The following is a 13,388-nucleotide window of genomic DNA, read 5'->3' as shown; positions in this document are numbered from 1 at the left end:
TTTTCCTCCTGTATTATATAGAATCAATTTACTGGACAATCCAACTAAATATTAACTGTGTTTTATTCAATACTCTATAAAGAGGGCAATGAAGCCCTCTTTGTAAAGATCACAAACTTTATTTACCTTTGATATAGATTTTATTATTTTCCTAAGGCATTATCACCTGCATACGCCCCACCCATACGTCCAGAAGTAAAGGCATAACCGATGCCATCTCCGTTACCGATGTAGGCATCACTGAATAATACACCCTCGGTTTCCAAACCTACTGCATATAATCCTTTGATCGGAATTTTTTTGGAATTCAATACTTGGAATTGTTTATTAACGCTTAACCCACCAACAGAAGCTAAGTTATTTATCTGGGCAGGAATAGCATAATACGGGCCTGCACCATAGGGGACTAATAATGAAGCAGCTTTGCCAAAATCAGTATCTTTTCCAGCCTTACAAGCCTGTTCATAATTATTAAATGTTTGGGTTAAGGTAGTCGGATCCATTCCTGCATTTATAGCTAATTCTTCAAGCGTAGCGCCTTTGAAGCCATCTCCGTTTGTTACCATAGACTCTAAAACCTTATCTGCATCAGTCCATGGATTATCTAATTTAAATTTATCCTTCCAAGCAAGATAGAATTCCGGAGGCATTGCCGGCAGGGCAGGAGCTTTAATTCCTTTCATCCCTTCCTTCACCAAGGCATCAACTTGAGATTTAGATACAATTGTATAGTGAACCTGTCCTTGGTAGATGCTCGTATTCGAAGCGGCATCTGGAACCATGACGGCAGATTCATCTCTGAATCTTGCACCTGAAGGACTAACGTTCATTAATGTAGGAAGATAATCCAGCATTAACGGGTAGCTCGCTTTATCCGGACTATATTGACCATTCAATTTATCCGTTGCTTTGCTTAAAGTCTGGTGAAACATTTGAATTCCAAAATTAACCGGTTTCTCAGCCCCAGCGTCCCAAGCCATCTTTAACCCTTCACCGACATTCTGGGAAAGTCCGCCGAGAATCGGGTCAAATCCAGATGCTTCTTTGACCATTTCTTTATTTCCGGCATAACCGCCTGTCGCCATAATGACATTCTTAGAGGCTATTTCCAGGGTAGTACCATCTTTCTTAGTTGCTACGACGCCGGTAACTTCACCTTTATCATTCTTCAAAAGTTTGGTTGCGGTTGTTTGAGTAAGAACCTTACCGCCAATCTTTTCTACCGAATTAGCCAACATTTTTTTCAAGAGGTCCTGACGTTGCTCATATGCAGGAAGCATATGCATCTGTTCACCGTGAAAATTAAGAAAGGTTGTTGGATATCCTTTGCTGGCTAACCAGTCATAGGTATCTCCTGAATTCGTGATATATTGTCTAAGATCTGCAGCATCAACTCTCCAGTGGTTCATAACGATCCAATCGGAAATAATCTTTTCTTCGTCAACCTTTAAATTATTTTGAAGAGCTACACTTGAGTTAATAAATTTACCTGCCCAGGAAATATTACTGGCTCCTCCGATAATTGCTGTTTTTTCAAGTAGAATTACATTGGCACCTTTGTCCGCCGCGGCTACTGCTGCGGATACGCCAGAAGCTCCTGCTCCAACGACGACAACATCAGTCTGCAATTTCTCTGTTTTTGCATTTGAACTTTGTGATACCTGTTTGGAGCAACCGACAATCATTGCGAGAACTAACAATACGCTAAGAGATATCGAGAGTATACTTTTAAATCGGGACTTCTTTTCCATTGATTTTCCTCCTTCTATATTATTTTCGTCTGTAACAAGATAACAATAAACTATGGTCCTGCACCAAGGTCAAGGACTTTTGTACCATCTTTAACAAACTACGAGAATAAAGTATAATGAAGTTAAATTATATTCATGTAATCTTTATTGAATAAAGGAGAATATGAATGAAATACACAATCGGAGAGTTTTCCGAGATACTCGGAATAACGGTAGATACTCTGAGACTATATGAAAAACGTGGTATTATAAAACCAATTAAAGACAAACAGAACAATTATCGATATTTCAACGATTTAGACGCTAGAAAACTACTAATGAGTAGATGGTACAGAAGCTTCCAGATTTCTTTGAATGATGTGGCTGATCTTGTCAACAATCCATCCTTAGAAAAAATAACTGCAAAGATCGAGGAGACCCAACTGGATCTAGAAAGAAAAATCAAGATGAACACATTACTTCTAAATAAAATCTTAGAAGTAAAAAAAGATATTACAGGAATAGATTCTTCCTTATATCAACTCAAAATAAAAAAATTACCCGGTATCTACCGCGTAAAACAAACAAACCAAAACATTTTACTAAAAAATAGTTCGCTGAAGGATGTTATAAACACTTGGATGAATAGTTTACCCTATTCATTTCGTTCTTTCAGGGTGGAAAAAAATGCTTTTTTTGAGGAAAACCGTTTAAACTGTACTTGGGGGCTAGCTATTTTTGAAGATGAAATGCAATATTTTGATCTTAAAATTGATGATACTACTGAATATGTCAGCGCTCAAACATATCTATCCACTGTTCTAACAACAACTGAGGAATTCCTATCGAAGTCCTCTATTCAATTCGCAATAGATTATTTAAAAGAACATAATTATACTGTGGTTGGAGATATTATTGGAAAATTAATTGTTACTGAAAAAGTTAATCTGCAAGATCAAACCTATATAGAGCTAAATATTCCGATCTATACTAATTAAGCGTAAGAAAATGAAGAGAGATTTCATTAAATAAGATTTCGGGATGCCCGTAAGCCAACTCCGAACAGATTTGAGGAATTGTGGTATACAGATTATCCTCTAAAAATAGAAAGAGATCCGATTCAAAAGGCGAATCGGATCTCTTTTACTGCTCGCTTGAGCACATTGTTTTTCGGTAGCCTCATTCAAATAAATGGCAGGCAACCCAGTGGTCGGGAGAAATTTCTTTGATTACCGGCGCCTCGAGTTTACAACGCTCAAGTTCCTTAAAGCAACGAGAACAGAAGCGACAGCCGGAGGGTGGATTAATCGGACTGGGAACGTCTCCCTCTAAGATGATGCGTTCCTTTTTCTTCTCCGGATTAATGATGGGGATTGCAGAAAGCAAAGCCTGGGTGTAAGGATGGAGAGGATTCGCGTAAAGCTCCCGTTTCGGTGCGATCTCCATCAGCTTCCCGAGATACATCACACCCACGCGGTCGCTGATGTGCTTAACGACGTTCAAACCATGAGCGATAAACAGGTAAGTCAGGCCGAACTCCTCTTTTAAATCGTCCAGCAAATTTAACACCTGAGCCTGAATGGAAACATCCAGTGCAGAAACCGGTTCATCACAGACGATGAGCTTGGGCTCCACTGCCAGAGCGCGGGCAATGCCCACACGCTGTCTCTGACCGCCGGAAAATTCGTGCGGATAGCGATTCCGTTGATGCTGCGCGAGACCCACACAGTTCAATAGATAGATGACCCGTTCTTCCACTTTATTCATCGGCAGAAGGTTATTGATGATGATGGGTTCAGCGATGATGTCGCCAATCGTCATCCTGGGGTTCAAAGAGGCGTAAGGATCCTGAAAAATCATCTGGATATCCTTGCAGTAGGAGCGACGCTGCGTTTCATTCAGCGCAGTCAATTCCTTGCCCTCGAAAAAAAGTTTACCCTTTGTGGGGCTGTAAAGATTAACGAGGATTTTACCCAGAGTGGTTTTCCCACAGCCGGATTCCCCGACCAGACCAAAGGCCTCCCCTTTGTGAATGGTAAAGGACACCTCGTCCACTGCTTTTAACACAGAAACAGGCTTGCCGAACATATTTGTCTCGACGGTGAAATGCTTGGAAAGGTTTTGAATGTCCATCAATACTTCGCTCATTTTGCACTCAATTCCCCTTCCTTGGTGTCGTTATATAAAAAGCAACGCACCTTATGTCCGTCAATCTCCTGTAGTTCTGGCATTTCCTTCGTGCATCGTTCCATGCAGCGGTCGCAGCGATCGGAGAAGGAACAGCCAGATGGCATATGCAAGGGATTAGGCACCATGCCCTTAATCATATATAATCGTTCATCACTGTCATCCTCGATTTGAGGAATGGAATTTAACAAACCGACGGTGTAGGGGTGCAGGGGATTCTTGAAAAGGCTCTTCACATCGGCTTCTTCAACAATCTTGCCGCAGTACATCACGATGACACGGTCGGCCGCTTCAGAAACCACGCCCAAATCATGCGTGATGAGCAAAACAGCCATGTTGAACTGTTGCCTCATATTATAAAGCAGCTCTAGAATCTGAGCCTGGATCGTCACGTCGAGTGCCGTGGTCGGTTCGTCAGCAATCAAAAGTTCAGGTTCGCAGGAAAGTGCCATCGCAATCATGACCCTTTGACGCATGCCGCCACTCATCTGGTGCGGATAGTCCTTGGCACGTTCCGCTGGAGAAGGTATCCCTACCGTATCCAGAATTCGAATCGTGCGTTTCAAGGCATCTTTCTTGGAGATCTTCATATGCGTCCTGATGTTTTCCATGATCTGATCTTTAATTCGCCAGACGGGGTTCAGAGACGTCATCGGTTCCTGGAAAATCATTGAAATCTTATTACCACGAATGTCTTGCAATTCTTTCTGGCTCATCTTCGTCAAATCCTGAGATTTGAAGGAAATCTCTCCCCCCGCAATCTTGCCGGGGTTCTGTAAAAGCCCCATGATAGAAAGGGAGGTCACACTTTTTCCGGAGCCAGATTCCCCGACAATGGCCAGAATTTCGCCCTTATCTATGGTAAAACTGATGTCATCGACGGCCCTAACCGTACCACGTTTCAGTTTGAATTCCGTTACTAAATTTTTCACTTCCAACAACATCGTATTCACCACCCTATTTTATTCTGGATTTCGGATCCAGCGCATCCCGGAGCCCGTCACCAAGCAGGTTAAACGCCAAGACGGTAAGGGTGATCGCAATACCGGGGAAAATCAAGGTGTAGGGCGCAGTGAAAATAAAACCCCTTGCCCGACCCAGCATATCACCCCACTCAGCAAAGGGTGGCTGAACGCCCAGACCCAAAAAGCCAAGTGCTGCGGTATCGAGCACAGCGGTGGATATACCAAGGGTGGCCCGAACAACAATCATGGAAATAATATTCGGTAAAATATGCTTATAAATAATACGGCTGTCCTTGTTGCCGATGACCTTTGCCGCCTGAACGTAATCATTTTCTTTGATAGACAGAATACTCCCCCGTACGATACGGGCATACTCTGGAATGGACACAAGCCCGATGGCAATAACCGCTTTGTCAAGTCCCTTGCCCAAGGCCGCCATAAAAGCGATAGCCAGCAAAATGGAGGGGATGGCCAGCATCATATCCATCATGCGCATGATGATCGTATCCGTCTTTCCGCCACGGTACCCCGCGAGGGCGCCTAACACAACCCCAATCGAAAGCGAGATGGCAACCGCACTAACACCAACAAACAGAGAGATCTTCGTACCGTCAAGGATTCGACTGAACAAGTCCCTCCCCAACTGGTCTGTTCCGAACCAGTGCTCGGCGTTTGGCTTTATAAAGCTTTTAGTCATATCCGAATAATTGGGATCATAAGGCAAGATCTGTTTCCCAAATAATTCGCTCACCCAGACAGCCACAGCAATCAGCACAAGAATTCCGATGATACACAAGCCGACGACAGCGGCCCTATTCTGCCTGAGAGTTTCCCACATTTCCTTCAGCTGCGATTCCGGTTTTTCCACGTATTCGGCAGCCTGTACCAGATTTTCATCTGACTTCGAGATATTATCTTTGTTCATACAAGCTACCCCTCTTTCTTAGAATATTTAATACGCGGATCGAGAAACGCATAGATTATGTCGACCAATAAATTCACCAGCACGAAAACCGTAGCAACAAGCAATACGACACCCTGGACCACAGGAAAGTCGGACTTCAGGATGCAGGCCACGGTATACGCGCCAATCCCTGGCCAGGAGAACACCGTTTCCGTCAGTACGGCACCGCCTAGAAGACTCCCTAACTGTAGACCGATAACAGTAACAATCGGAATCAATCCGTTACGAAAGGCATGCTTGCGAATGACTTTACTTTCGGAGATACCCTTAGCCCTTGCCGTACGGATATAATCCTGCTGCAAGGTATCCAGCATACTTGAACGAGTCATCCGGGCAATGATGGCCATAGAATACATCGCCAGGGCAACTGCTGGTAACACCAAATGCTGCAAGGCATCGAGAAAGGCCTCCCCATCGCCTGCTATCAGGCTGTCAATCAGATAAAATCCAGTCACAGTTGCTGGTTGCAGCAGCGGATCGATTCTTCCACTTGAGGGAAGCAAGTGCAAAGAGCCAGAAAAAAGAATAATCAGCAAGATACCGAGCCAAAAGATAGGCATTGAAACACCGATTAACGCCAGGAACATGCCAGCATTATCGAAAATGGAGTTCTTTTTTACTGCAGAAATGACTCCGATGAGAATCCCAAAAATCGAAGCCAAGATAATGGAAACCAAGGCCAACTCGATCGTGGCGGGGAAACGCGACATAATCTCTTTAAAGACGGGCGCCTTAGTATAGTAGGACATACCCAGGTCACCTGTAAAGGCACCCGTAATAAAATGAAAATATTGCAGGTAAATCGGATCGTTCAGCCCGTTCACTTGTCGCCACGCCTCGACCGCTTGCTGAGTTGCATGCTCACCCAAAACAATTGGAGCAGGGTCCGGTGAAAAGACGCGCATAATCAGAAAGACAATAATAGAAACACCAATCAGCACAGGAATTAACATCAAAATCCGTTTAATGATATATTTAAGCATTGGCAACACCTTTCAGCTCATGTGACATTTGGTGTATTTTTCCTTTTAGCACCAGAAAAAAGCAAAACCGGGAACCGATATAAAATACCGGTTCTCGGCAGCCTACCTTATTATTTGATACTTATTATTTTTTGGACACTCCTACCAATGGAGCAATACCCGTCATATGGAAGTAGAAATTTTGGACATTCGGTCTGTAAGCAACAAGTGTTTGAGCATGGGAAATCGGGAGCCATGCAGCGTCAGCCGCAGCAATCTTTTCGAGCTGGGTGTAAATCGCATTGCGCGCTGGGCCTGCAGGAGTTTTTATCCCATCGGCGATTAACTTGTTGAATTCGGCATTTTTATACATAGCGACATTCATACTGCGGTCTTCGTGAGCTAACAGGTACATAAAGTTGTCAGGATCCCCGTTATCCCCGATCCAACCATAGAAAGCGATATCATAATCGCCCGCTTTTATTTTTTGTTTATAAGTAGTCCAGTCAAAAGCGTCAATTTTGACGGTCACTCCAGCTTTGGAAAGGTAACCTTGAATGGCTTCGGCAAGAGCCTGACCGTTGGCGGAGTTATAGGGTCTTGGATTGGTATAGGTGATCATGTGTACGGAAGTTAAACCAGCTTCCTTCAATGCTTTAGCAGAGGCTGCAGCATCATAGGCTACTTGGGAAATACTCTTGTCATAACCTTCCATGAAAGTCGGGAGAATGGAGGTCGCAGGTTCGGAGTATCCTTGATACAGGCTCTTTACCATTTCAGGAACATTAATGGCTTGAGAAATTGCTTTCCGAACCTTAGGATCATTGAAAGGTGCTTTGGAGGTGTTGTAAGCCATGTAATTGATATTCATACCTGGAGCTTGGAAGATTTTGTTCTGTGCATCCGTGATCTGCTTAACCACTGTCGCATCGATACCATCAACGATATCAGCCTCACCGTTGTTCAGAGCAACGACACGTGCAGAGTTGTCTTTAATGAATTTAAAGATGACATTCTGGGTAAGAGCTTTGGTCCCCCAGTATTGATCATTGCGGACTAAAACAATGTTTTCGTCCTTCGCCCATTTTACGAATTTATAGGGGCCAGTTCCGACAGGTGCTTGGTTGACATTGTTGTTATTGTCTTTTAAAGCCTTGGGACTAACGATCGGTGCGCCCATGACCATAGCCAAATTGCTGAGGAAGGGAGTACTAGGTTCCGTTAAATTGATTTTAACGGTATTCTTATCCACGACCTCAACATTTTTTACTGAACCATAAACGAAAGGACCATAAGCCATATCCGCTGTAACCTGCGGAGGAATCTGACGATCGATATTAATCTTCACGGCCTCAGCATTAAAATCGGTGCCGTCATGGAACTTAACTCCTTCTTGGAGATGGAACGTATAGGAAAGACCATCTGGACTTACATCCCAGCTCTTAGCCAGGGAGGGTTCTACCTTTGTGGAATCCTTATTGTACTTTAAGAGCCCATCGTAGATATTGATCATGACCTTGGCTGACTCCCCATCGTCGACGAGGGCCGGATCCAGTCCTCTCGGCTCTGCGCCCTGCGCATAAATCAAGGTATCGTTAGCCTTTGATTTGGTGTCGCTACTTGCTGTATTCGTGCTTGCTTTACTGCCGCAACCAGCAACAGTAATACCGACTAAAAGCACGCTCAGGGCAAGAGCAATAATCTTTTTCCCTTTTTTCACTTTCTTCTCTCCTTTTTTCTAATCTAGAACACAGAAATAATTCTAACTTTGTGCTATCTCAATAGTACCATTCCATAAAATTCTGTCAATACATATTCTTACTAAAATAATCTTTTTCTGTATTGATTAATTAAATAATAAATCGGGCATATATCCTGCCCGATTGTGTCTTTCGTTTTAAAAATGACAATAAGCATTAACTACTTTGTCCCTTGCCGTTGCCTCCATATCCTTAGCCATATATAAGCTTGACCCGATTTCAACTTTTTGGTCTACGAAAGGGATAGGTTTTCCTAAAAAATATCCTTGAACACAATCTATCTCTAGTTCTTGTAAAATTGTCCATATTTCCTCATTCTCAACGTATTCAGCAATGGTCGCCTTACCAAGGGCATGAGCAACTGCATTGATGGCATGTACCAATGCATTATTAGTAGGACTAGCGTCGAGATTCCGAATAAAGGTTCCATCAATTTTAAGATAATCTACGGGCAACCTTTTTAGATGATTGAACGTCAGAAAGCCTACTCCGAAGTCATCTAAGGCGAACTTACACCCTATTTGTTTTAACCTCTGAATCCAATGTTCTGCATGATCTAAGTCCCTGATTGCTGCAGTTTCAGTGATTTCAAACCCAATTCGGAAAGGCTCAAGATTACTCTCTTTAATTCTACTCTCAATGAATTTCAGTAATTCTGTATCTCCAAGACTCGATGCCGAGATGTTTACGAAAACTGATACGTCAGGATGTTTCCCTAATATCTCAATCGCTGATTCAACAACCCAGCTATCGAATCTACCTCTGGGTAATCGTTGAGGTCAATATGATTCTTTTCAAAATAGGCCTCCATTTTTTGATAGGTAACATTATAATTGACGAGTTCCATCGAATTTTTATCTTGGATTTCATCGATTTTGCCGATACAAGGAGACAAGAATGCTATCTTATCGTCAATCCTTTTGTATTTTTTTAAGTAAATTGACGTGCACATCATAGGGCTTTGGATTGGGGCAAGGTACTTAATCAGTTCAGAGCGGTATGTTTGAATGTAGTTCACAATCACAGGGCAGGGTTGAGCAATAATTGAATCTAGTTTCTGCTCCTCAATGGTTTTTAGATAAGCCCAAGTCGTGATATCTGCACCGATCGACACATCGTAAACAAGCGTTACCCCTAAGGACTTTAAATAACCAAATAACCGTTTATAATTAGGAAAGTTATATCTGATAGAAGGAGCTGCAATGACAGAAATACCAATTCCCCGTGTTAAGTTAGCAAAAAACCTCTCAGTATCATCAGCAAAATCTCGGGCCTTATGATCACATACGTCTATACACGCCCCACAGTGAATGCATTTCAAATGGTCAGTTTTAACCCGATTTTCACCATTATCTAAGAACGCTACGTTTGCTTTGACCGGGCATTTAGCTATACATTTATTACAACCTACACATAGTTTTTTATTCGTAAGTAAAACTTCAACATTCATTGAAAAGCCCCTTATCCTTACTTACTCATATGTTCCTCTTGCAGTTTATTTCATTACCCATAAGCATCAGTTAAGCGTTTTGAATTGCAATACTATTCCCAATATTCGACACAGATTGCGCTAATCCTTCTTAATCCCGTATAATAAGCAAGGCTCCTGCTGATGGCAGGAACCTTGGCTGTTTTTGCAATTTCCTATGTCATGATTATTTCATCCCCTATTGACAAAATCATTTTACTATTCTAACATTAAGCCAACTGAATACATCATTTTTTAGGTGCCCGCAAGGGATAATAGGGAACCAGGTAGAAATCCTGGACGGACCCACCACTGTAATTAGATGTTGACGATGTGCATTTGCCACTGGGATAACTGGGAAGGCGTACATCTTAGTCTATAAGTCAGGAGACCTGCCTATAAAATATCGCGAAGATGGACAATGGTAAAGTTCTAGCTTTTTTATAAAGCTGGGACTTTTTTTTATAATTTTTTATGCTTTAGGAGCTGCCATGAAAACAATTGCAACGATCAAAATCGAGAAACTCGTATTTCCGCATGAAGAAAAACCAGCACTCAGAAATATTGACCTTGAAATTAATCAGGGAGATTTCATCGTCATTACAGGAGATGTAGCCTCTGGAAAATCGATTTTGCTGCACTCGATCACAGGCGCTATCCCTCACTACCATAGCGCGGAATTAACGGGGAAAGTCACTATCATGGGTCAAGATATCAAGGACATACCCCTCAATAAAATGTCCGACTATGTGGGATACATGATGCAGGAACCTCAAAACCAAATCATCAGTCTGGATGTATACGAGGATGTTGCCTTCGGCCTCGGGAACCTAGAAATCCCCCTGGAACAAATAGATCAGACGGTTAAAAACACTTTGGAATTTGTAGGTCTAACGGGCTATGAAAACAGACAGACCGCTTCGCTCTCAGGCGGGCAGGCCCAGCGTGTTGTTTTGGCCGGTGTCTTGGCTCTCAATGCCCCTATTTTGATTCTTGACCAACCAACCGCGGAACTGGATCCCTTGGGCCGCTTCGAGCTATATAAGCGGCTCGGTCAGTTAAATAAAATTCAGAATCTAACCCTTGTTTTGGTCATGGACCGAATTGAGGAAGTCCTTAACTATGCCAACAGAGTCTTCTATATGAGGGACGGCGAAATTTTCAAACAGTATTTGCCTGCGGAATATTACAAGGAACAAATTGAACATCGAAAAGGAAGGCTGAAATGCGCCACTTCCTTGACGAACAACGGTAAGCCGAGGGAAATCATAGCCGAAATTACAAATGTCTCCTACCAGTACAAAAATAATTTGCTCGGTTGTAAAGACATTCATTTAAAAATTCATAAGGGCGACTTCTTAGCCGTCATCGGATTAAATGGGTCCGGAAAATCAACCCTAGCCAAAATGCTCATCGGTCTATTAAAGCCTTCTCAGGGTGAGATTAAAGTTTTTAACCAACCTCTAAATAAAGAAAACCTTACAGAGATTCGTGCGCACATGGGCTTTCTGTTTCAAAACCCTGACTATCAGATTTTTGCAAGCACCCTGGAAGAAGAGGTTGGATTTTCACTGAAGTTAAGAGGTGAGCAAAATGAAATAATTGATCAAAAAATTGATGAGTGTCTAGGATTTGTGGGGCTGCTTGACTATAAGAAAATGCATCCCCAACGCTTAAGCCGCGGTCAGCGCCAGCTTTTGGCACTAGCCTCCATCCTCGTCAGTGATCCGGAATTCATCCTCGCCGATGAACCGACCTCGGGCCTTGACGAAAGCCAAGGATATATGATCATGGATAAACTAGCCGAGCTGTCCAAGAATGGCAAAACAATCCTGGTTATTACCCACGACCTAACCATGGCTAAAAACTATTCGAACCGGTTAGTTGCCCTGCATAACCATCGCCTTCAACTGGATATCTCAACAAATGATCTCAAGGAGCATCTTGATACGCTAAAAGACCTGGGGCTAAATTTCAAACCTGTTATTTCCTTTGAGGAGGGTTAGAATGGGACTTTCTTATGGCATTGAACAAAAGGAAAAACAAAATATAAAACTTATAAATACGTTGGATCCTCGGACAAAACTAGCCTGGTATGCCCTGATGATCTATTTTGCACTGAGTTTGGAAACTGCTATTCAGTTATGCCTTGTTTTATTAGTGGGACTTACGGCCTCTCTTATCTTAACGGGTTCCTTGAAGCAGTATAAGGTCATGATTGTAATCATGTTACTTTTGGGACTCCAGCTACTCATCCTTCAACTGCTCTTCTGCAGGGAAGGCGTTCTAATCTACCAATGGGGCATCTTCAAAATCTACAGTGAAGCAATCCCCCTCACGATTACCGGTCTACTGAAGGCCACCCTTATTGTCTTTGCAAGTATGCAGTTTTTTACATCCTCCTCACCCACTGACTTCACCTTAATGCTCATGAAATTCAAAATTCCCTACCGCTTTGCCATGTTGGTGGGACTGGGCGTCCGCTTCATCCCTCTAATGAAAGATGAATATATCTCCATCATCGATAGTCAGCGCACCAGAGGCCTTAAAATAGAAAGCGTCTGGGACAATATCAAAGGCATTATTCCAACCTTCCTGCCTTTTTTATACCGCGCTGTCAGACGTTCGACAGAGACAGCCTTAGCAATGGAGTTAAGAGGCTATGGTCGGAGCAAAACCCGAACCTTTTCTTCAAATCTATCGATTAAGAAGTACGATATCGCTTTAATCGTTACGATGTTATTGGTAATAACCCTCCATCTTGTTAGCAGGCTATTACCATTTATATAATCACAAAATTTTAGGAGGAGAGTTAAAAATGAAAGAAAGTTTATTCAGAACAGACACAAAAGCTTTAGTAGGCTCCGTCATCGTAGGGATCGTATTCCTGATTATGATGCAGGTAACAGGACGTATCGACGGTATTTTGGACCCTACCCTATTACTTTTTAATGGAACCTGCTGGGCCTTCTTTACTGGTCTCATCGTCTTAATGTACAAACAGCCGGCAGGTATTATCTCCGGTTTATTGGAAGCCATTGTAGCCATGGCAACAGCCTATTCCCCTCTCGCATTTTTCTTTATTTTCGCCAATACCATCGGCTCCATTTCCTATTCATTAATTGCAAGGAAGTTTTCCATGGAGAAATTAAGCCACCATATACTGGCTCAGATCGGGTGTAATGTTACCGGTAACTTTTGCGTTATGCTCGGATTGATTTATGTCATTCATCTCGACTGGAAGATCGCACTTTTAAGTTCATCACTAACCACCCTCGTAGCAACGATCGTTGCAAGCATCTTGACAAAAAGTGTTTACGGTGCCTTACAAAAATCATCCTTGCTCTAAGAC

At 42.6% G+C, this 13,388-nt stretch carries 12 protein-coding genes and 1 riboswitch; of the genes, 4 read left to right on the top strand and 8 right to left on the bottom strand.

Annotation, left to right across the window (positions count from 1 at the left end):
• Window positions 1-143: 143 nt before the first annotated feature.
• Complete coding sequence (locus tag ACZ42W_RS02595) at window positions 144-1,751, bottom strand: FAD-dependent oxidoreductase (protein ID WP_464168258.1); 1,608 nt, start codon at window positions 1,749-1,751, stop codon at window positions 144-146.
• Between the two features lie 167 nt (window positions 1,752-1,918).
• Here ACZ42W_RS02595 and ACZ42W_RS02590 point away from each other — a divergent pair, with 167 nt between their 5' ends.
• Window positions 1,919-2,728 (top strand): MerR family transcriptional regulator, encoded by an 810-nt coding sequence (locus ACZ42W_RS02590; RefSeq protein WP_464168256.1) that lies wholly within the window; start codon window positions 1,919-1,921, stop codon window positions 2,726-2,728.
• Window positions 2,729-2,909: 181 nt separating this feature from the next.
• Here the strand turns inward: ACZ42W_RS02590 and ACZ42W_RS02585 are convergent, their stop codons facing one another.
• The 7 genes from ACZ42W_RS02585 to ACZ42W_RS02555 all read right to left on the bottom strand — a co-directional run bounded on the left by ACZ42W_RS02585 (window position 2,910) and on the right by ACZ42W_RS02555 (window position 10,018).
• The gene (locus ACZ42W_RS02585) at window positions 2,910-3,878 is read right to left on the bottom strand and encodes an ABC transporter ATP-binding protein (RefSeq protein WP_464168254.1); all 969 of its coding nucleotides are present in this window, start codon (window positions 3,876-3,878) and stop codon (window positions 2,910-2,912) included.
• Window positions 3,875-4,861 (bottom strand): ABC transporter ATP-binding protein, encoded by a 987-nt coding sequence (locus ACZ42W_RS02580; protein ID WP_464168252.1) that lies wholly within the window; start codon window positions 4,859-4,861, stop codon window positions 3,875-3,877. The genes ACZ42W_RS02585 and ACZ42W_RS02580 overlap by 4 nt, the downstream gene beginning before the upstream one ends.
• Window positions 4,862-4,874: 13 nt before the next feature.
• Window positions 4,875-5,807, bottom strand: a complete 933-nt coding sequence (locus ACZ42W_RS02575) for an ABC transporter permease (protein ID WP_464168250.1) — start codon at window positions 5,805-5,807, stop codon at window positions 4,875-4,877.
• 5 nt (window positions 5,808-5,812) lie between these two features.
• The gene (locus ACZ42W_RS02570) at window positions 5,813-6,829 is read right to left on the bottom strand and encodes an ABC transporter permease (protein WP_464168248.1); all 1,017 of its coding nucleotides are present in this window, start codon (window positions 6,827-6,829) and stop codon (window positions 5,813-5,815) included.
• Between the two features lie 124 nt (window positions 6,830-6,953).
• A complete protein-coding gene (locus ACZ42W_RS02565) occupies window positions 6,954-8,528 on the bottom strand; it encodes an ABC transporter substrate-binding protein (RefSeq protein WP_464168246.1) in 1,575 nt (524 codons plus the stop codon).
• A gap of 177 nt (window positions 8,529-8,705) precedes the next feature.
• A complete protein-coding gene (locus ACZ42W_RS02560; protein WP_464170840.1) occupies window positions 8,706-9,290 on the bottom strand; it encodes an EAL domain-containing protein in 585 nt (194 codons plus the stop codon).
• Entirely contained in the window at window positions 9,284-10,018 is a 735-nt protein-coding gene (locus ACZ42W_RS02555; protein ID WP_464168244.1) for a [Fe-Fe] hydrogenase large subunit C-terminal domain-containing protein, read from the bottom strand. The genes ACZ42W_RS02560 and ACZ42W_RS02555 overlap by 7 nt, the downstream gene beginning before the upstream one ends.
• Before the next feature lie 258 nt (window positions 10,019-10,276).
• Window positions 10,277-10,450: riboswitch (cobalamin riboswitch) on the top strand.
• A 77-nt stretch (window positions 10,451-10,527) separates the two neighbouring features.
• Between ACZ42W_RS02555 and ACZ42W_RS02550 the strand changes: the two genes are divergently transcribed.
• From ACZ42W_RS02550 to ACZ42W_RS02540, 3 genes are read left to right on the top strand one after another with little or no spacing between them, the layout of a single operon-like run.
• Entirely contained in the window at window positions 10,528-12,042 is a 1,515-nt protein-coding gene (locus ACZ42W_RS02550; protein WP_464168242.1) for an ABC transporter ATP-binding protein, read from the top strand.
• 1 nt (window position 12,043) lies between these two features.
• Window positions 12,044-12,826 carry an energy-coupling factor transporter transmembrane component T family protein gene (locus ACZ42W_RS02545; protein ID WP_464168240.1) on the top strand — a complete coding sequence of 261 codons (783 nt, stop codon included), beginning with the start codon at window positions 12,044-12,046 and terminating at the stop codon, window positions 12,824-12,826.
• Window positions 12,827-12,854: 28 nt separating this feature from the next.
• Complete coding sequence (locus ACZ42W_RS02540) at window positions 12,855-13,385, top strand: hypothetical protein (RefSeq protein WP_464168239.1); 531 nt, start codon at window positions 12,855-12,857, stop codon at window positions 13,383-13,385.
• Window positions 13,386-13,388 lie beyond the last annotated feature (3 nt).

The sequence above is a fragment of the Desulfitobacterium elongatum genome, assembly GCF_055378975.1.
Note: the sequence above shows the minus strand (reverse complement) of the source record. Positions and strands in the feature narration are given on the sequence as shown.